The following is an 18466-nucleotide window of genomic DNA, read 5'->3' as shown; positions in this document are numbered from 1 at the left end:
CGTTTTCTTTTTTGTATTGCAATTCATACAGATTTTGAGTAAAATTAGTACCAAGTCATAATATTTGATATTACAAATGTGCGAAAGAAGGTGCGTTTAGATGAACGCTGGAATATGGGGAATGGGCCGCTACGTACCGGATAACGTCGTAACAAATGCGGATCTGGAAAAAAAGATGGATACTTCAGATGAATGGATCCGGACTCGTACCGGTATTGAAGAGCGCCGCATCGCCGGTGATGACATCAATACGTCTCACATGGCGATAAAAGCAGCGGAGAAAGCAATTGCGCATGCGGGGATTCAGCCTGAAGAGATCGACCTCATCATTACAGCTACCGTCACGCCTGATCATGGTTTTCCTTCTGTATCCTGCATGATTCAGCATGAGATCGGGGCAGTAAATGCTGCCGCAATGGATATTAGTGCAGCATGTGCCGGATTTATGTATGGCATCATTACAGGAAAACAATTTGTTGAAACCGGTACGTATAAGCATGTTCTTGTGATAGGAGCAGAAAAACTGTCCAAAATCGTTGACTGGGATGATCGTAATACCGCTGTATTATTCGGTGACGGCGCTGGAGCAGCTGTACTTGGACCAGTTTCAGAAGGAAGAGGAATTCTCTCGTTCGAACTCGGTGCAGATGGACGTGGATTACAGCATTTATACCAGGATGAGTTTGTCCAGATGAACGGCCGGGAAGTATTTAAATTCGCTGTTCGTCAAATGGGCGAATCCTCTATTAATGTTATTGAAAAAGCAGGTTTGACAAAGGAAGACGTTGATTTTCTCATGCCTCACCAGGCGAATATCCGCATCATGGAATCAGCACGTGAACGTCTTGGCCTGCCATTGGAAAAAATGTCTGTGACGGTCAATCAATTTGGGAATACATCGTCCGCATCTATCCCTATTACGTTTGTTGAAGAGCTTGAAAAGGGGAAGATTAAAGAAGACGATGTGATTGTCATGGTCGGATTTGGCGGCGGCCTGACATGGGGTGCTATTGCGATGAGATGGGGACGTTAATAACGATTAAATCAAAGAGGTGAAGAACGTGGAAAAGCGAAGAGTCGTCATTACCGGTCTTGGGATTGTCTCGCCGGTCGGGAATACAGTGGAAGAAGCATGGAACAATGTGACAGCTGGAAAAAGCGGGATTAAACCGATGACAAGACTAAATGCGGATGATTATCCGGCAAAGGTAGCAGCGGAAATTCGTGATTTTGATCCTGAGCAGTTTGTCGAAAAGAAAGAAGCGCGTAAAATGGACCGCTTCACGCAATTTGCTGTTGCGGCGGCAAAAATGGCTGTGGCAGATGCAAAACTTGAAATTACGGATGAAAACGCGTCCCGGATTGGTGTTTGGGTCGGATCCGGTATTGGTGGAATGGAAACATTCGAAAGTCAATACAAAACATTTTTAGAACGCGGCTACCGCCGTGTCAGTCCGTTTTTCGTTCCAATGATGATACCAGATATGGCGGCAGGCCAGGTCTCCATTTATCTAGGTGCCAAAGGAGTCAATTCATGTACCGTAACTGCGTGCGCGACAGGAACAAACTCTATCGGAGATGCTTTTAAAGTCATTCAGCGCGGCGACGCAGATGCTATGATTTCTGGCGGGGCGGAAGCGCCGATTACGCAAATGTCCGTGGCTGGTTTCTGCGCAAACACAGCACTCTCTACAAATCCAGATCCAGAAACGGCAAGCCGTCCGTTTGACTCGAATCGTGACGGTTTTGTCATTGGAGAGGGAGCGGGAATTGTCGTATTAGAGGAACTTGAACATGCAAAAAAACGCGGTGCGACCATTTATGCAGAAATTGTCGGCTACGGTTCTACAGGGGATGCCCATCACATTACAGCGCCGGCGCCAGATGGTGAAGGCGGCGCGCGCGCAATGAAAATGGCGATTAATGACGCCGGAATAGCACCTGCAGAAATTGATTATATCAATGCGCATGGTACAAGTACGCCGTATAACGACAAATTTGAAACAGCGGCCATTAAAACAGTTTTTGGCGAACATGCTCAAAAACTTTCAATCAGCTCGACAAAATCCATGACCGGTCATTTACTCGGTGCAGCCGGTGGTGTGGAGGCCATTTTCACTGCTCTTGCCATTAAAAACGGTCTAGTGCCTCCGACAATTAACTTGGTCAATCCGGATCCGGAATGTGACCTTGATTATGTCCCTAATGAAGCACGAAAACAGGAAGTACGCGCTGCAATGAGCAACTCACTTGGCTTTGGCGGTCACAATGCAACCATCGTATTGTCACAATATAAAGATTAATTAAAAAAACAGGCTGCGGCCTGTTTTTTTTGTACATTCGCTGCATATACATACAGGACAAGCATGCGGGGACGTGATTAAGATGCGCTTTATGATGTTTTTAACAGGTTTTGGATTTGCTGTCGCGGGCGGTGTAAGCTTTATTATGTATTTTAATCTGCTGGCAGCAGGCATGACTTGGGCGGAGTATGCTTCTTTTACAGCCCGTCGCCCAGAATGTTATTTATTTTTCATTGGATGGATGTTCATTTTTTTCGGATTGAAAGAATAAATTAACGAAAACGTGACGATAATGTACCCATAAAAAGGAAGTCAAGGAGGAATTCGATGCTGTACCTTCATGATGTGTGGGTCAACTGGTTTGAAGGAGAAGAAAATGGCTGCAATGTTTGCCCATTTCACGAATGGAGAAAAGATGATGGGATGATGCTTCTGGATCAAGTCCCCGTTGTGATTGTCAGAGAACAGGCAATGGATTACATTGAAAATACACTCGGTGAACTTCCGGAGGATCTATTAAAGAAAATTGAAAACAAAGCTTTTATAAGGAAAGGCAGCAAAAGAGAAATGATGGAGTATTGTTTTATTGCGTCTGACGGAAATCGTACGATGGCGATTGAGACGATGGGTTACCGTGTAGCTGTGAAGAAAAGCCGGATCATGCCGCAGCATGAACTGATTGTTCGTGAAATGGCGGACTGCCACGCATCAGAACCATTTTATTTTCCGGAGATGGACAAAAAAACATACAGTTTAACAGAGCCGTCCCCTGAATGGATGACGGGACTTACTAGAAAAGAACGGCAGTTAAAGCAGCTGCTACTTCTGGCTGTTGATCAACTGATTGAATCAGGCAATGAACATGAGTTAAAGTATTGGTTTACAGAATGGGCGCCGGACCGATATGAATCTATCCGGCAAATGGAGTGGAAAGAAGCAGCCGATCAATTTAGTAAAGCGGTCACAATGGGCTGGAGTGCAAGACATGAGCAAGTTTGCAGCCAAATTATTAAAGGAAGACCATTCTTTGAAAAAATGTACGAACATGAAATGAGCTTTGCGTCATAAACATGGTCTGTATTCAGGAATTTCTTGAATAAGGAAAAAAATGTAGCTCAATACAGTACTGAGCTACATTTTTCATTATTTTTGCTTGCGGCCGAGACCCATTGCATTTTCCATTTTTCTGAGCGTTTTACCGGCTGTACGGCGTGCTTTTTCCGCCCCTTCATCAAGAATGCGATCCAGCTCCTCCGAATCAATCAACTCGTTGTACCTGGCTTGAACAGGGGCTAGATTTTGAATAATGACGTCTGCCACTGCCTGTTTAAAATCTCCATAGCCTTTTCCTTCAAATTGTTTTTCGAGATCCGCAATCGGGATTCCTTCCAGCGCTGAATAAATGGACAGCAGGTTTGAAACGCCAGGCTTATTTTCTTTATCGTACTTCACGATGCCATCAGAATCGGTGACGGCACTTTTTATTTTTTTCTCAATCTGTTTTGGATCATCAAGCAATGTGATAAACGCTTTATTATTCGGATCTGACTTGCTCATTTTCTTTGTCGGATCCTGCAATGACATCACGCGTGCGCCTTCTTTTGGAATACGTACTTCAGGAACCGTAAAAATATCATTGTATTTTTTGTTAAAACGTTCTGCTAAATCACGTGTTAATTCAAGATGCTGTTTTTGGTCTTCTCCAACTGGAACAATGTCTGTTCCATAAAGCAAAATATCTGCAGCCATGAGCGGAGGGTATGTAAGGAGGCCTGCTGAGACCGCTTCTTTCCCAGCTGATTTATCTTTAAACTGTGTCATCCGCTCTAGTTCCCCAATATAGGCCACACATTGGAGCATCCATCCTGCTTGTGCGTGTGCCGGCACTTCGGACTGAATAAATAATGTGGCTTTTGAAGGATCAAGCCCAACTGCTACATAAAGTGCTGCCAGACTGCGGATGTTTTTGCGCAGCTCAAGACGATCCTGCTGCACGGTTATTGCATGCTCATCAACGATGCAGAAATAACAGTTGTAGTCGTCCTGGAGCTCTACAAACTGTTTCAATGCGCCGATATAGTTTCCAAGTGTAATCGTTCCGCTTGGCTGAATGCCGGAAAAAATCGTTTTCATCATATGTTTTTTTCACTTCGCTTCATCTTATTATGAGTTTGATTATAAACAATACAGACTGAATATTCAAGGAGCGCATAGCGTGTTGAAATTGAAGATGATGGGTATACTGGTGAAGAAAATATTTTAAAATTAAAGCTATTTTTAAGGAGAAGATGCATGAATTGGTATGAAAAGTTAAATCAATATTTTCCAATCGAAGAAATGAAATCAAAAGAGCAGATAGAAGTGCTGCTAAGAGAGCGTGGTAATGTTTATCATAAAGATGAAGGAAGGAATCATGTCCTAATTTACGTAGAGTTTGACGGGTTTGTTTTTGTCGACTATTTGTTTGTGTCGTCATCGGCACGCGGACAAGGGCTTGGAAAAAAGCTGATCAATAAGCTAAAGTCGAAAAACAAACCGGTCATTCTCGAAGTTGAACCGGTTCAGTATGAAGATTCTGACACAGAAAAAAGGCTCCGTTTTTATGCGCGTGAGGGATTCCAGCATGCATCCAAAATCGGTTATCGCCGGCGCTCTCTGGCAACGGGGGAAGAAACGGTGTTAGAAATTTTATATTGGAGTCCTGAAGCAGCGGATGAGAAAACCATCTATGAAGCAATGGTAAAAACGTACCGAAACATTCATACATATAAAGATGTTGAAATGTACGGAGCGCCATTTGAATCTGTCGATCAAACGCTGTCTTTTGAAATCGAGCGAACAGAAGATATTTTAAAACCATTTAGCAATGAGGTGAAAAAATTTTGATCTTGACGTTTAGTTGACACATTTTCAGGGTACAATATGATTGTGAAGAATATACAAGTAATTTTTACGATATAATGAAAATGGTATTCAATGAATGACACATCATGGTATAATACATATGTAGCCGGTTGTTGAGGAGTTTCACTACTATATGAAATCTCCATGATCGTTCAATTCCTCAAATTGACAGGTATTATACATTTTAATTAAGGAGTGTGAATGAGGAATGGTTACACTATACACATCACCAAGCTGCACGTCTTGCCGTAAAGCAAAAGCGTGGCTGGAAGAACATGAAATTCCTTACGTGGAACGCAATATTTTCTCTGAGCCGTTAAGCATTGACGAGATTAAAGAAATTTTGCGTATGACGGAGGACGGAACGGATGAAATCATTTCAACGCGTTCGAAAATTTTCCAAAAACTGAATGTAGATCTTGAAACGCTCCCTCTTCAAGATTTGTTTGAATTGATTCGCCAAAACCCGGGATTGCTTCGCCGTCCAATCATTATGGATGAAAAGCGTCTGCAAGTCGGTTATAATGAAGACGAAATTCGCCGCTTTTTACCGCGGAAAGTCCGTACATTCCAGCTTCTTGAAGCGCAGCGCATGGTTAACTGACACAAAGAAAAATCTCTGCATCCTTTGCAGGGATTTTTTTTGTCCAAAACGCTTGAACAAATCAAAAAATTCAGATAGAATGGGCAGACAGCCCTCCTATTTGGAGTCTTTCTATTTTCCTTTACGACGTGTTTATCATACAATAGAACAAAGGGATAAGGATTTTGTTTCCGCACACCCGACAACCCTCTAAATGGAAGGGAGAGACCGCAATAATGGAAATCGAACGCATTAACGAGAATACGGTTAAGTTTTTCATATCGTATGTTGATATAGAGGAACGGGGCTTTGACCGCGAAGAAATCTGGTATAACCGGGAACGCAGCGAAGAACTGTTCTGGGATATGATGGAGGAAGTCCACGATGAAGAAGATTTTACTGTGGATGGACCGCTTTGGATTCAAGTGCATGCCCTTGATAAAGGGCTTGAAATTTTAGTGACGCAGGCAAATTTATCAAAAGACGGCCAGCGCCTTGAATTACCCTTTACAAGCGATAAGCTTGATGTAGAAGGGCAAATTGAAGACTTGCTGGAAGAGCATTTTGACCGGCCGGAGGAAGATGAAACACCACTGGATTTTGTTCTTTCTTTCCAGGATTTCGAAGATGTCATTGTGCTTAGTAAGCGCGGCGGCCTTGATCACTTAACGACATCTCTTTACGCACACGACAACCGTTATTACTTATTTGTTGAATTTGACGATGAGCGGTTTGAGGAAGAAGATATTGACGATGCACTGAGCATTTTGCTTGAATACACGCATGAATCACGCATGACGATCCACTCATTGCAGGAATACGGAAAATGTGTCATGGCGGAAAACGTTTTTGAAACAGTACGCCACTATTTTTCATCATGAACAAAAGACTTAAAAGAGTTCCCCTCTTTTAAGTCTTTTTTTTTTTGCAAGAAGGATATTCTCTTCGATTGTCGAAAGGATACAGTGTGAAAGGAGATGGTCAATATGCTTGCGGCAGTGAATGCATACGGGCAATCCGTTGTGCTTGCCGGACCAAATGCGCGAATGACGGCGCTAAGCTTGAAAAAAACACCTTATTTTTGCCCGCAGTGCGGCCGCCCGGTCGTGATAAAAGCGGGTGATGTTAACATTCCACACTTTGCTCATGAAGCAAATTCCTCCTGCGACTCTTTTTCTGAACCTGAATCACCTCGTCACCTTAGCGGCAAACTGGATTTATTCAACTGGATCGCAAGTACACGGGATGCGGAAATGGAAGCACGTCTGCCGGATAGATCGCAGCGTCCGGATATTTTAACGGGAACGATTGCGGTGGAATATCAATGTTCGGCCATTACTTCATCGCTTTTCCGTTCACGGACGGAGAGATATAACAATCGTCTTTTAACGCCATTCTGGTTATACGGTGGTCCACCAATTGAGAAGAAAGGGAGGTACATTAAACTAACACCGTTTCAGCGTCTTTTTTTGCGCTATCATTCACAGCTCGGTTTTTATTTCATTACGTATTATCCTGAATCAAAATTATTTTCTGTGTATGGACGAATTATTCCAGTGACAACCTCTTTATGTTTTGCGGAACGACTTGATGTCAGGATATCCGAAATGCCCTTTCCCCCTGCTGCTGTTTTTTCATCTAATTTCACCTTTTCATTGCAGGCTTTTTTTGATGAAAAACGGAAATGGATTGACCGATCGAGGCATTACAATAATGCTCGTACCCATTTGCTTTTTAAATCGATCTATGAGGCGGGTCGCAACCCTCATTTGCTTCCTGAAGAAATCGGCCTGCCGGTTCGAACCGGGGTGGCTATTCGCAATCATCCAGTGGAATGGCAGTTTTACATTATTAATGATCAGAAAAGCGGGTCGCCAGAAGAAGCGGCTGCAATTGTACGCAAACGAATTGAGTCGGGGCATTTAAAAGAAGCGATTCTTCCGCTTGCTCCGTTGATGACACCGGAACAGGCAGCTGCAGACTATATAGAACTTATAAACGAGCTAGGAACTGGAAAGCGTGCGGATAGCCGGTCGATGGGGGCTAAAATACAGAGGGAAGAAACCTTTTGTACTGCTTATGAAAAGCAAATTATAGACAGGCTGATTTTTTGAGGAAAGCAAGAAAGGAATATACAATAAAAAAGGAGAATGGTAATGGTAAGAGAAAAAGGGAGGTTTTTTTAAAATGGCAGAAAATCAAGTGAAGCAGCTGCCTGCACGCAGAGAAATAGCAGAGGAATTGAAATGGCGCCTGGAAGATATTTTTGAAACAGATGCGGCATGGGAAGAAGAATTTAAAGCAATTCAAACGCTTGCACAAGAAGCAGCATCATACAATGGTACACTAGGAAACAGCGCCGAGCAGCTGCACACATTTTTTGCTTGGCAGGATACACTTTTAGAGAGAATGGGCAGACTTTATACGTATGCGCATATGCGTTACGACGAAGACACACAAAACGCACATTACCAGGGAATGAATGACCGTGCGAAAATGCTATACACACAAATTGCCGGTGCTTTGTCATTTGCTGATCCTGAAATTTTATCGATTGACGAAGAGAAGATTCACAGCTTTGCAGCGTCATATGAGCCGCTTACGCTTTATAAAAAAGTATTGGACGATTTGAACAAGCAGCGTCCCCACGTGTTGTCAGCGGTTGAAGAAAACTTGCTGGCGAAGGCGTCTGATGTGCTTGGTTCATCCAGTGCCACGTTTGGCATGTTGAACAATGCTGATCTTGAATTTCCGGTGGTCAAAGACGAGAACGGAGAGAGTGTACAAATTACACATGGAAATTACATCCGCTTTTTAGAATCACCTGACCGCCGTTTACGTGAAGAGGCATTTAAGGCGGTATACGCAACGTATGGAAAATTTAAAAACACATTTGCTTCTACACTGTCAGGGCAAATTAAAAAAGATAATTTTTCAGCAAGCGTTCGTCACTATGGCAGTGCACGTGAAGCCGCACTTTCACGCAATCACATTCCTGAAGAAGTGTACGACAATTTAGTCAGCACAATTAATAAAAACTTGCCGCTTTTGCATCGGTATGTGGCACTGCGCAAAAAAGTGCTTGGCCTCGATGAATTGCACATGTATGACTTGTATACGCCACTTGTTGCGGAAGGTAAGTTTGATGTGACGTATGATGAAGCGAAAGAGCTCCTTTTAAAAGGGTTGCAGCCGCTAGGTGAAGAATATAACAGTATTCTGGCAGAAGGGCTGAACGGCCGTTGGGTGGACGTTGTTGAAAATAAAGGAAAGCGGAGCGGAGCGTATTCATCGGGAGCATATGGAACGAACCCATACATTTTAATGAACTGGCAGGATAACGTAAACAATCTGTTCACGCTGGCTCATGAATTTGGCCACAGCATTCACAGTTACTACACGCGCAAAAATCAGCCTTATGTTTACGGAGATTATTCCATTTTTGTCGCAGAAGTAGCTTCGACATGCAATGAGTCCATTTTGAATGACTATTTATTAAAAACAACTGATGATGAAAAGAAACGTATTTACTTGCTTAATCACTTTTTAGAAACGTTCCGTGGGACCGTTTTCCGTCAGACAATGTTTGCCGAATTTGAACATCTCGTCCATAAAAAAGCTCAAAATGGTGAAGCATTGACAGCGGATGGATTAAGTGAGGCGTATTATGAGCTGAATAAAAAATACTTTGGTGGCGATATGGTCATTGATGAAGAAATTGGGCTTGAATGGGCTCGGATCCCTCATTTTTATTATAATTATTATGTTTATCAATATGCGACAGGGTTAAGCGCTGCGATTGCATTGTCATCGCAAATTTTAAAAGAAGGCCAGCCTGCAGCAGAGCGTTATATTAATGAATTTTTGAAAGCGGGAAGCTCTGATGACCCAATTGATGTTCTTAAGCGTGCAGGTGTGGACATGACGGCCGCAGATGCGATTGAATCTGCATGCAAAGTATTTGAACAATCATTAGAAGAGATGGAAAAACTACTGTCTTAAAATGGCAGTTAACGCTCTCAAACCCATTGTTATGACAATAATGTGAACGAAGGGTGCATCTCTTGCAACTTATGTGCCAACATGATACGATGATGACGTGAAGTTGATCACAAACAAACATATACCCCTTTGTTTGACCGTGAAAAATTTCTCCCATCCCCTTTGTTCGTAAGAAAAAGCTCCGCTTCGGCGGGGCTTTTTCTATTTCATCAACTTTGATTCTTACGTCCAGACAATTCTTTCCCTCAATCATAATATAGTATAGAAAGGGGGGAGATAATCATGCCACGTGACGATTTTCAAGGTCAATTAGACAGGTTAAAAGAAAAAGTGGATGAACAACAAGATGATATTGATCGTTTGAAAAAGAAAGTAAAACGCCTTAAGAAAAGAGTAAACCGACTTGAAGATAAAGTCGATCGTCTTGAAGATAGAGTGGATCGTCTTGAAGACAAAAAACGCGATAAAAAAAATGACAGAAAACATGATTGCTAATTAGACAAAAAACCGCGCTTTCTCTTAATGGAGGAAGCGCGGTTTCTTTTTAAGACTATAGAACACGCTGGCATCTTTTTAATGTACATACTCCCAAAACGCCCCGTGCTTTGTATCAATTTTGCGTACTTTTTGCTGCAGCTGCAATTTTTTCATTTCCCGTTCGGCACAAATTTCAGACCAGTCGTAGACTTCGCTAATTTCTGTCGTTGCAGCAATTCGGAAATACTGCATAAACTCTTCAAGAGGCGGTGGGTCAAGCGGTTCCGGTATTTCTTCCAACATTTCCTGCAGGATTTGCACGTATATGTCATAAGAATACAAACCAGAAATTTTAATCCCTTCATCTTCTATCCGCTCATTGAAAAATACGATAGTTGGTGCCTCGTCGACATCCATTTCACAAGTAATCGTTAAATCACATTGAAAGGCTTTCGTCGCACCCGCTGAATGAATATCATTTAAAAACTCACCCTTATCAAGACCAGCTTCTTCTGCGCATCGGCTCAATACAGTAAGATCGGAAACATTTTCTTTATCTAAAAAAAGCTGTTCCTGCAGTTTACGTAAAAACTTGCTGCCTGCCCGTTTTCCTTGAAGTTCTGCTGCTTTTATTGCAATAGATGCAAGAAATGGGGATGAAACAGAATCTTCCAGCCAGATAGAATCATCCCATGCAAGGCCGCTTCGTTCGATAGCAAGTGGTCGTCTTGACACGTTTAACGCTGTTAATTTTCCTGTCAAAACTTGCCTCAGCTTAAAATAATGTCCGTATTCAATCTGCAGCTTCCGAATCATCGGATCAAGTGCCCAGCAATCCGGACAGAGTGGATCGACAAATACATATAGTTCAAGCGGTTTTTGCCGGGCGGAGCAAATCCGTTCAGGTAATTGCGTTACATTCACAGAACATCACCCTCATCATCCGGCCGGTTCACCATATGGTGGGCCGTTTGTGTTAGACGTTCAAAAAAGAACGACCGTAATTCTCCGTTCAACTGTACATCATCCATCGCCGCTTTCATACAAGTCAGCCAGGCTTCAGCTCGAACAGGTGTAATCGTAAATGGCAAATGGCGAGCGCGGAGCATCGGGTGCCCATGTTCCTCTGTATATAGTGGCGGTCCGCCTAAAAACTGAGTTAAAAACTGTTTCTGCTTTCTAGCAGTTTCTGTTAAGTCATCGGGAAAAATCGGCGCAAGATCCGGATGTTGCGAAACACGGCTATAAAACACATCAACCAGTTCCGAAAGCTGTTCTTCACCAATGATGTCGTATGGAACATTGGATTTCTCGGCCATAAAATGTGACTCCTTTTTCCTCTTAGTGTATATATATTTTATCAAGGCTTTGGGTATAAAACAAATGAATAGTCTCAGGCAAAAAAAACCGGCTCTACGCATTGTAGTAGCCGGTTACTTTTTTTACATAGTTTTGAGTCTCGTTAAATGGTGGAATACCGCCGTATTTCTTCACGTTGCCAGGTCCCGCATTGTAGGCTGCTAGAGCAAGTGAAGTATTTCCGTTAAACATATCAAGCATCTGCCTTAAATATTTCGTCCCGCCAAGTACATTTTGCTCCGGATCGAACGAGTTGTGGACGCCAAGATACTTTGCTGTGCCAGGCATAAGCTGCATAAGACCAGATGCTCCAGCATGGCTGACCGCATTCGGATTAAAATTCGATTCTTGTTTTATGACAGATTGAATGAGTTTTTTCGGTACATTATATTTCTCCGCAGCCCTTGTAATGATATCATCAAAGCTTGTTTTCGGGGCGTTTAGAAGGTCTGCTCCAGCTTTTGTATATAGTGCCGGTTGTGGAGCAGCAGCAGAACTTGCTTCACCTGCATTTACAATTTCCAGTCCCTGTATCAGCGCTTGCTTCAGAATAGATCCGAATAGCATAGAGCTGTTTGTTGACGTTGTAAGAGGGGATGGAGTCGTCTGCGTTCCAAGGGCTTGCATCATTGTTGACTTAATCATCGTATTAAAAAAATTCGTATCCACGTCAATTGCCTCCGTTTTGAATGTATGCGTTGTAAAAACGTCGAATTTTATTTTTGGCCGGTTTATATTCAATGTCGAATTTCGTTAATAATGAATGAAATGTTTGTTCACCTGAAAGATCGTTCGCCTCATATTCAATTTCATAATCTTCCTGGTCTCTATACGAGCTATGATCAAAGACAAGCAGCCCGCCTTTGTATTCCATTTCTGCACGCGTTGTTGATAATGTGCCGAAATGAATGAACTTATCTGAACCTGCAAGTTTGCGGGCAGCAGCCATGACATCATTTGCGGGAATTTGACCTGACAAAGCGGATGCCGCTTCTTCGGAAGAAAGCGGGACCGTTGATTCGAGCAGTCCTGTTTCTGCTGGTTCTTTTAATGTCATTTCGGCTTGTCCATGTTTTTCACGGATACGCAGCGCAGCTCCCGCCTCTTTTAAAGAGAAATGAGCAGTATCAAAATAATGGTTATGCTGCAGGATAAAGGGTCCGGGATTAAAGGCTTTAATTAACTTTTCAAATTGCCCTTTTGTCAGTAAGCATTTAAATTCAATTTCAATTTCCTGCTTCATGTATCTGCCTCTTTTTCCAATAAAGTTTCTTCTCTTATTGTAGCCTGTTCAAGCCGTGTTTGAAAGAACAAATTGTGGTAAAATAATTAAGATTAAATGAACGGCTTGTTTAAAGGAGAGGTAACATGAGAACGAAATGGCATTTTACGAAAACAGAATGGGCAGACGGCACTCTTCGTCTACTATCTGAAGAGGACGTTGAGGTGACACACCTTCAGCCGGTAAATCAGGTCATTACCGATTCAGACGAATTCGCCTTTGTCTATCTGGCAGAAGCGGAGCCGGGATATGTTTATTTATATCTGCATGAGAGTACTTGGCCGGATGTAAAAAGAGCAATTGAAGAGAGTAAAATGCTTGAAGTAGCCGGTACAGACGGAACGTTTACGCTCGTTTCTTTTCATGAGGAAATGGAAGAGCTTATAGCGAATATTGAAGGAAACAGCAATTACGGTGAGGAAATGGTGGAGAAAGTGGAACGTGTTTTTTTCGCCGAGCAGCGCTGATGGAGGCTTCTATGGACAATTGGGATGAGTTTTTAGCACCATATAAACAGGCAGTGGAAGAATTGAAGGTGAAGCTTCGAGGCATTAGAAAGCAGTTCGCGATTGAAGACGACCGCTCGCCGATTGAGTTTGTTACGGGCCGGGTAAAGCCCGTTCCAAGCATTTTAGATAAAATGAATACAAAAAAAATTCAGATGGACCGTATTCATTGTGATATTCAGGATATTGCCGGGCTGCGCATGATGTGCCAGTTCGTGGATGATATAAAAAATGTCGTAGCCATTCTCCGAAAACGGAACGACTTTAAGATAATAGAAGAAAAAGATTATATTTCTCATAAAAAACCGAGTGGCTACCGATCGTATCACATGGTCATTGAGTATCCGGTGCAGACGATTTACGGTGAAAAAAAACTTTTAGCGGAAATTCAAATTCGAACGCTTGCGATGAATTTTTGGGCGACGATTGAGCATTCGCTAAATTACAAATATAACGGAGATTTTCCAGAAGAAATCCAGACGAGATTGCAAAGAGCGGCGGAAGCCGCATTTCGCCTAGATGAAGAAATGTCGCTCATTCGCGAAGAAATTCAGGAAGCGCAGCTATTTTTTACGAAGAAAAAGGAATAAACAATAATCGGCAGGGGTGAGACAGAATGAAGTTTGCGATTACGTCAAAAGGGGATGCGAAGTCCAACGCACTCATGCACAAAATTCGTAATTATTTAACGGATTTTAAGCTGACATACGATGAGAATGAGCCGGATATTGTTATTTCAGTAGGCGGTGACGGAACACTCTTGTACGCTTTTCATCGTTATAGCGGTCGGCTGGATAAAACGGCATTTGTTGGAGTACATACCGGACATCTTGGTTTTTATGCTGACTGGACGCCAGATGAAATCGAGAAGCTTGTCATTGCGATTGCGCGGACGCCATATCAAATTATTGAATATCCGCTCCTTGAAGCGATCATCCGATATCAGCATGGAGGGAAAGAAACGCGTTATCTGGCCTTAAATGAATCAACGGTGAAAAGTGTGGACAGTACACTCGTCATGGATGTCGAAATTCGTGGAGAACATTTTGAGCGTTTTCGCGGGGACGGTCTTTGTGTATCCACCCCATCTGGCAGTACGGCTTATAATAAAGCACTTGGGGGTGCGATTTTGCATCCATCCATTCGTGCACTGCAGCTTGCGGAAATGGCATCCATTAACAATCGGGTATTCCGGACTGTTGGTTCTCCGCTGATCTTGCCGGCGCATCACACATGTATGCTGAAACCTGTTAATCGGCCTGACTTTTTAGTGACGATCGATCATTTGACGATTTTGCATAAAGATGTCAAGTCGATTCAATACCGTGTAGCCGGTGAAAAGATTCGATTTGCCAGGTTCCGTCCATTCCCATTCTGGAAACGGGTGCACGATTCGTTTGTCAGCAATTAACATGAAACCTTTTGAATTGAACTGGACAGCAGGAGAAGACGGGATTCTGCTAAGAACATTTTTGCAGGAAAAAGACATTTCAAAACGGGCGCTTACGGATATTAAATTTACGGGCGGTTTTATTTCGGTAAACGGGAAAGAAGTAAATGTCCGGCACATATTAAGAGCTGGCGATGTGGTACGGGTTGTTTTTCCTCAGGAAGTGCCTTCAGACGGGATGGAAGCGGAGAAAATCAAGCTAGATGTTTTATTTGAAGATGAGGTGTTAATCGCTATCGGGAAGCCTGCCGGGATGAATACCATACCATCCCGCGAACACCCGGCGGGTTCGCTTGCTGCCGGCTTGCTTGGCTTATACGATGAGCGGGGGATCGCTGCGACTGCTCATATTGTGACACGGCTTGACCGCGATACATCAGGCATTGTGCTGGCGGCGAAAAACAGGCATGTGCATCATTTATTGTCGAATATGCAAAAAAGGAAACTGGTTAGCAGGCGGTATGAGGCGCTGGCAGAAGGTATATTTTCAACACAATCCGGCCTGATTGATGCGCCCATTGGCCGTTGCGATGATAGCATCATTGAACGGATCGTCCGGCCGGATGGTCAGTATGCCCGAACAGGATACCGCGTTCTCTCACAATATGCCCATTTTGCTCATGTCGAAGTGAAGCCGGAAACCGGACGGACACACCAGATTCGTGTCCATATGTCGCACATCGGCCATCCGCTTGCAGGAGACGACATGTACGGGGGAAGTCTTGAATGGATTCAGCGCCAGGCACTTCACTGTGGATCTCTGTCATTTGTACACCCATTAATTGGTGAAACAATTGATATCACCATGCCCATGCCGGATGATATGAAACTTATATTGAATGAATAAAGCCGTGCTCCGCTAATGGAAGCATGGCTTTTTTCTCGTCTGCTTAGTCAAAATCACGAAATTTTTCAGGAACGAGCGATTGTGTTGAAGGGACAAAAACAATTTCACGTTCGGGCCAGCGAAATGCTGTTAATTTCCCGCCAAATACACATCCGGTGTCAATATTAACCGTGTTATTCACTTCCCGCGGTTCTCTTACGGGGGTATGTCCGTAGACGATAAACGATTCACCACTATATTTTTTGGCCCAGTCACGCCGTACAGGTGAACCGTCTTCGTGTTTTTCTCCGGTAATGTCCCCGTACAGGACAAACGTTTTTACCCGTGAATTGTTCCTTCCGATGTAATCAGCGCGGATGCCCGCGTGAGCGATGATAAGCGCTCGGCCGTCCACCATATGATAAAGAGGGGATTGCTCGTACATCGATAAATAGCGGCTGCGAATGGAACGATATTGCTCTTTCGGCAGAGAATCAAGCTCTGCAGCGGTTGTTTCTAGCCCGTGTGTTTTTTGAACGTTGTTTCCTGAAAAATAACGATATAGTTTATTGCAGTGATTTCCAGGCGCGTATAACGCTGACTGTTCTTCAAACAGGCGGCATACAACATCTAGAACCCCCACGGAATCGGGACCTCTATCAGTCAGATCACCAACAAAAGCAAGAGTCCGACCGCCGGGATGAACAGGAATATCGGCGTCCCATTTATAGCCAAGCTCCATTGTTAAGTTGCGAAATTCTTCTAAACAGCCATGAATATCACCGATAATATCCAGCTTCATAAAAAAACCTCCTTAAAAATTTACATTATTATAAAGATTCAAATAAGACAGAAGACAAAAAATTTGCTACGATAATGTGCATATAAAGGAAAAGAGGTGCCTAAATGGAACACGCGTCTCTTTCATCACTGGTTATTGTAGTGGTAGCCGCTTTTTTAACGCCTATTTTGCTTCACCGTTTCAGGATATCATTTATACCGGTTGTAGTAGCGGAAATTATCGTCGGGCTTATTTTAGGCCAGAGTGGCTTTCAAATTGTTCAGGATGATGTATGGCTCGGTACATTGTCAACGCTTGGCTTCTTATTTCTCATGTTTTTAAGCGGTCTTGAAATCGACTTTACTATGTTCTCCAGCCAGAAAAAACCGAAAGCAGCTCCTAAAAAAACAAAAAATGTGCCGAATCCTTTTTCAGCGGCTAGTATTGTATTTATTGGTATTTTTATTGTATCATACGGGCTTGCATTCGGTTTCGAAGCGATGGGGCTCATTGATGATGCCTTTTTAATGACGCTCATTATTTCGACGATTTCCCTTGGGGTTGTCGTGCCGACGCTGAAAGAAGCGGGATTGATGAAAACGGTCATTGGACAGATTATTTTGCTTGTCGCTGTCATTGCGGATCTCGTCACGATGATTTTGCTTGCTGTGTACGTATCGATTAACAGCGAATCAGGCGGAAATATGTGGCTGCTCCTTATTCTATTTGCAACTGGTCTTCTCTTTTATGCGGTTGCGAAAAGGGTTAAACATAAGCCGCTTTTTACTGCGTTATCAACCGGTACCGTTCAAATTGGCACCCGTGCGGTATTTACCCTTATGATTGTCCTTGTGGCGCTTTCAGAATACGTTGGGGCAGAAAATATTTTAGGTGCATTTCTAGCAGGGGTGCTCGTGTCGCTTTTAGCGCCAAACCACGAACTGATCCGCCAGCTCGATTCCTTTGGATACGGTTTTCTCATCCCGATATTCTTTGTAATGGTTGGTGTGGAGTTAAATATATGGACGCTCTTCGGAGATCCACAGCTGTTGCTTCTCATTCCGCTGCTGCTTTTGGCTTTGTTTATTTCAAAAGTAGTGCCAATGCTGTACTTGCGCCGATTTTATGATATGAAATCGGTGATTGCATCTTCGTTTTTATTAACATCCACACTCTCACTTGTTATCGCAGCCGCTAAAATTGCGGAAGAACTCGGTGTGATTACAACGGAGTTGAGCGGAACGTTTATTCTTGTCGCTGTGATTGCGTGTATTATCACACCGGTTATTTTTAAAAAAATGTTTCCATTTGAATTAATGAAAACAGAGAAAAAAAGCAACGTCGCGTTTGTCGGAGCAACGCAGTATTCACTGCCTGTTTCTAGAGAGCTATCATCCGATCAATTTAACGTGTCTGTCTATCAGGGAGCAGACAATGAACCGGCTTCTCCGTCACTGTTTGAGATTGTGTATATTGATGATCTAGCTGTTGATTCAATTAAATCAGCCGGATTGTTTGAAAAAGATATTCTTCTTCTCATGACAGAAAATGAAGAATTAAATGTCCAAATCGCAATCGCAGCGAAGAAGGCCGGCGTGGAACGGGTCATTGCCCATGCGGAGCGGGAGGAGTCCTCGCGCCAGCTTGAGGAAGAAGGAATCGAAGTGTTTTCATCCATTTTGTCAGCAAAATCCTTGCTTCGAGCAATGATTGAATCGCCGTCTGTGCCGGATTTTGTCACGAATTCTGACGTGGCGCTGCATGAAATTAAGCTTGGCAACCGTGCATTTGCTGGAATGCGCCTTAGTGATTTCCCGTTTACTGGAGACGTGATCTTCGTTCGGATTGTGCGCGGGGTTGATTTGATTGTCCCGCATGGAGATACAGAGCTGAAAATAGGCGACCGGCTTATTGTGACAGGATCAAAGGAGTATGTGGAAGAATTGAAACAGGATTTACGGTGATTTTTTCCTTTTCATTTGAAAGAGTTACT

At 43.1% G+C, this 18466-nt stretch carries 21 protein-coding genes; 15 read left to right on the top strand and 6 right to left on the bottom strand.

Going from position 1 to position 18466, the window contains the following annotated elements; genetic code table 11:
- The first annotated feature begins 100 nt into the window (after nucleotides 1–100).
- From BTO28_RS08975 to BTO28_RS08960, 4 genes are all read left to right on the top strand, one after another.
- The gene (locus BTO28_RS08975; protein WP_076765417.1) at nucleotides 101–1033 is read left to right on the top strand and encodes a beta-ketoacyl-ACP synthase III; all 933 of its coding nucleotides are present in this window, start codon (nucleotides 101–103) and stop codon (nucleotides 1031–1033) included.
- A gap of 28 nt (nucleotides 1034–1061) precedes the next feature.
- Nucleotides 1062–2303: a beta-ketoacyl-ACP synthase II gene (gene fabF / locus BTO28_RS08970; protein WP_076765415.1), complete on the top strand. Its 1242-nt coding sequence runs from the start codon at nucleotides 1062–1064 to the stop codon at nucleotides 2301–2303.
- Between the two features lie 82 nt (nucleotides 2304–2385).
- A complete protein-coding gene (locus tag BTO28_RS08965) occupies nucleotides 2386–2574 on the top strand; it encodes a hypothetical protein (protein WP_076765413.1) in 189 nt (62 codons plus the stop codon).
- 56 nt (nucleotides 2575–2630) lie between these two features.
- Nucleotides 2631–3371, top strand: coding sequence for a DUF3603 family protein (locus tag BTO28_RS08960; protein ID WP_076765411.1), 741 nt, complete (start codon nucleotides 2631–2633; stop codon nucleotides 3369–3371).
- A 75-nt stretch (nucleotides 3372–3446) separates the two neighbouring features.
- Here the strand turns inward: BTO28_RS08960 and trpS are convergent, their stop codons facing one another.
- Complete coding sequence (gene trpS / locus BTO28_RS08955) at nucleotides 3447–4439, bottom strand: tryptophan--tRNA ligase (protein WP_158068808.1); 993 nt, start codon at nucleotides 4437–4439, stop codon at nucleotides 3447–3449.
- 156 nt (nucleotides 4440–4595) lie between these two features.
- Here trpS and BTO28_RS08950 point away from each other — a divergent pair, with 156 nt between their 5' ends.
- The 6 genes from BTO28_RS08950 (at nucleotide 4596) to BTO28_RS08925 (ending at nucleotide 10287) form a co-directional block, all read left to right on the top strand.
- The gene (locus BTO28_RS08950) at nucleotides 4596–5189 is read left to right on the top strand and encodes a GNAT family N-acetyltransferase (RefSeq protein ID WP_076765409.1); all 594 of its coding nucleotides are present in this window, start codon (nucleotides 4596–4598) and stop codon (nucleotides 5187–5189) included.
- A 226-nt stretch (nucleotides 5190–5415) separates the two neighbouring features.
- On the top strand, nucleotides 5416–5811 hold the full coding sequence (gene spxA, locus BTO28_RS08945; protein ID WP_045850634.1) for a transcriptional regulator SpxA: 396 nt from the start codon (nucleotides 5416–5418) through the stop codon (nucleotides 5809–5811).
- Nucleotides 5812–6026: 215 nt separating this feature from the next.
- A complete protein-coding gene (gene mecA / locus BTO28_RS08940) occupies nucleotides 6027–6671 on the top strand; it encodes an adaptor protein MecA (protein ID WP_076765407.1) in 645 nt (214 codons plus the stop codon).
- A 105-nt stretch (nucleotides 6672–6776) separates the two neighbouring features.
- Nucleotides 6777–7904 carry a competence protein CoiA gene (locus BTO28_RS08935; protein WP_076765405.1) on the top strand — a complete coding sequence of 376 codons (1128 nt, stop codon included), beginning with the start codon at nucleotides 6777–6779 and terminating at the stop codon, nucleotides 7902–7904.
- A gap of 73 nt (nucleotides 7905–7977) precedes the next feature.
- Nucleotides 7978–9792, top strand: coding sequence for an oligoendopeptidase F (gene pepF / locus BTO28_RS08930; protein ID WP_076765403.1), 1815 nt, complete (start codon nucleotides 7978–7980; stop codon nucleotides 9790–9792).
- A 282-nt stretch (nucleotides 9793–10074) separates the two neighbouring features.
- The gene (locus tag BTO28_RS08925; protein WP_076765401.1) at nucleotides 10075–10287 is read left to right on the top strand and encodes a hypothetical protein; all 213 of its coding nucleotides are present in this window, start codon (nucleotides 10075–10077) and stop codon (nucleotides 10285–10287) included.
- Nucleotides 10288–10365: 78 nt separating this feature from the next.
- On the opposite strand, the gene BTO28_RS08920 is transcribed toward BTO28_RS08925, so the two are convergent.
- The 4 genes from BTO28_RS08920 to BTO28_RS08905 form a co-directional block, all read right to left on the bottom strand.
- A complete protein-coding gene (locus tag BTO28_RS08920) occupies nucleotides 10366–11193 on the bottom strand; it encodes a ClpXP adapter SpxH family protein (protein ID WP_076765399.1) in 828 nt (275 codons plus the stop codon).
- A complete protein-coding gene (locus BTO28_RS08915) occupies nucleotides 11190–11588 on the bottom strand; it encodes a globin domain-containing protein (RefSeq protein WP_076765396.1) in 399 nt (132 codons plus the stop codon). Before BTO28_RS08915 ends, BTO28_RS08920 begins: the two co-directional genes overlap by 4 nt.
- A gap of 94 nt (nucleotides 11589–11682) precedes the next feature.
- Nucleotides 11683–12297 carry a lytic transglycosylase domain-containing protein gene (locus tag BTO28_RS17670; RefSeq protein ID WP_269843866.1) on the bottom strand — a complete coding sequence of 205 codons (615 nt, stop codon included), beginning with the start codon at nucleotides 12295–12297 and terminating at the stop codon, nucleotides 11683–11685.
- A 1-nt stretch (nucleotide 12298) separates the two neighbouring features.
- Nucleotides 12299–12871: a CYTH domain-containing protein gene (locus BTO28_RS08905; protein ID WP_076765394.1), complete on the bottom strand. Its 573-nt coding sequence runs from the start codon at nucleotides 12869–12871 to the stop codon at nucleotides 12299–12301.
- Between the two features lie 125 nt (nucleotides 12872–12996).
- Here BTO28_RS08905 and BTO28_RS08900 point away from each other — a divergent pair, with 125 nt between their 5' ends.
- The 4 genes from BTO28_RS08900 to BTO28_RS08885 are packed head-to-tail and all read left to right on the top strand — an operon-like array spanning nucleotide 12997 to nucleotide 15713.
- On the top strand, nucleotides 12997–13377 hold the full coding sequence (locus BTO28_RS08900; protein WP_076765392.1) for a UPF0738 family protein: 381 nt from the start codon (nucleotides 12997–12999) through the stop codon (nucleotides 13375–13377).
- A gap of 11 nt (nucleotides 13378–13388) precedes the next feature.
- Nucleotides 13389–14006, top strand: coding sequence for a GTP pyrophosphokinase (locus BTO28_RS08895; protein ID WP_076765390.1), 618 nt, complete (start codon nucleotides 13389–13391; stop codon nucleotides 14004–14006).
- Nucleotides 14007–14032: 26 nt separating this feature from the next.
- The gene (locus BTO28_RS08890; RefSeq protein ID WP_076765388.1) at nucleotides 14033–14827 is read left to right on the top strand and encodes an NAD kinase; all 795 of its coding nucleotides are present in this window, start codon (nucleotides 14033–14035) and stop codon (nucleotides 14825–14827) included.
- Between the two features lies 1 nt (nucleotide 14828).
- Complete coding sequence (locus BTO28_RS08885; protein ID WP_076765586.1) at nucleotides 14829–15713, top strand: RluA family pseudouridine synthase; 885 nt, start codon at nucleotides 14829–14831, stop codon at nucleotides 15711–15713.
- Between the two features lie 43 nt (nucleotides 15714–15756).
- On the opposite strand, the gene prpE is transcribed toward BTO28_RS08885, so the two are convergent.
- Nucleotides 15757–16494: a bis(5'-nucleosyl)-tetraphosphatase PrpE gene (gene prpE / locus BTO28_RS08880; RefSeq protein WP_076765385.1), complete on the bottom strand. Its 738-nt coding sequence runs from the start codon at nucleotides 16492–16494 to the stop codon at nucleotides 15757–15759.
- A 104-nt stretch (nucleotides 16495–16598) separates the two neighbouring features.
- Between prpE and BTO28_RS08875 the strand changes: the two genes are divergently transcribed.
- Complete coding sequence (locus BTO28_RS08875) at nucleotides 16599–18437, top strand: monovalent cation:proton antiporter family protein (protein WP_076765383.1); 1839 nt, start codon at nucleotides 16599–16601, stop codon at nucleotides 18435–18437.
- The last annotated feature ends 29 nt before the right edge of the window (nucleotides 18438–18466 follow it).

The organism is Domibacillus epiphyticus (assembly GCF_001975785.1).
GTDB classification, from domain to species: Bacteria; Bacillota; Bacilli; order Bacillales; family Domibacillaceae; genus Domibacillus; species Domibacillus epiphyticus.
Note: the sequence above shows the minus strand (reverse complement) of the source record. Positions and strands in the feature narration are given on the sequence as shown.

Coding starts and splice junctions, on each gene's coding strand:
- BTO28_RS08890 (WP_076765388.1), top strand. CDS start 14,033: ATGAAGTTTGCGATTACGTCAAAAGGGGATGCGAAGTCCAACGCACTC.
- BTO28_RS08895 (WP_076765390.1), top strand. CDS start 13,389: ATGGACAATTGGGATGAGTTTTTAGCACCATATAAACAGGCAGTGGAA.
- BTO28_RS08965 (WP_076765413.1), top strand. CDS start 2,386: ATGCGCTTTATGATGTTTTTAACAGGTTTTGGATTTGCTGTCGCGGGC.
- BTO28_RS08900 (WP_076765392.1), top strand. CDS start 12,997: ATGAGAACGAAATGGCATTTTACGAAAACAGAATGGGCAGACGGCACT.
- BTO28_RS08885 (WP_076765586.1), top strand. CDS start 14,829: ATGAAACCTTTTGAATTGAACTGGACAGCAGGAGAAGACGGGATTCTG.
- BTO28_RS08905 (WP_076765394.1), bottom strand. CDS start 12,871: ATGAAGCAGGAAATTGAAATTGAATTTAAATGCTTACTGACAAAAGGG.
- trpS (WP_158068808.1), bottom strand. CDS start 4,439: ATGATGAAAACGATTTTTTCCGGCATTCAGCCAAGCGGAACGATTACA.
- BTO28_RS08875 (WP_076765383.1), top strand. CDS start 16,599: ATGGAACACGCGTCTCTTTCATCACTGGTTATTGTAGTGGTAGCCGCT.
- BTO28_RS08960 (WP_076765411.1), top strand. CDS start 2,631: ATGCTGTACCTTCATGATGTGTGGGTCAACTGGTTTGAAGGAGAAGAA.
- BTO28_RS08915 (WP_076765396.1), bottom strand. CDS start 11,588: ATGGCCGAGAAATCCAATGTTCCATACGACATCATTGGTGAAGAACAG.
- BTO28_RS08925 (WP_076765401.1), top strand. CDS start 10,075: ATGCCACGTGACGATTTTCAAGGTCAATTAGACAGGTTAAAAGAAAAA.
- BTO28_RS08935 (WP_076765405.1), top strand. CDS start 6,777: ATGCTTGCGGCAGTGAATGCATACGGGCAATCCGTTGTGCTTGCCGGA.
- pepF (WP_076765403.1), top strand. CDS start 7,978: ATGGCAGAAAATCAAGTGAAGCAGCTGCCTGCACGCAGAGAAATAGCA.
- BTO28_RS08950 (WP_076765409.1), top strand. CDS start 4,596: ATGAATTGGTATGAAAAGTTAAATCAATATTTTCCAATCGAAGAAATG.
- prpE (WP_076765385.1), bottom strand. CDS start 16,494: ATGAAGCTGGATATTATCGGTGATATTCATGGCTGTTTAGAAGAATTT.
- spxA (WP_045850634.1), top strand. CDS start 5,416: ATGGTTACACTATACACATCACCAAGCTGCACGTCTTGCCGTAAAGCA.
- mecA (WP_076765407.1), top strand. CDS start 6,027: ATGGAAATCGAACGCATTAACGAGAATACGGTTAAGTTTTTCATATCG.
- BTO28_RS08975 (WP_076765417.1), top strand. CDS start 101: ATGAACGCTGGAATATGGGGAATGGGCCGCTACGTACCGGATAACGTC.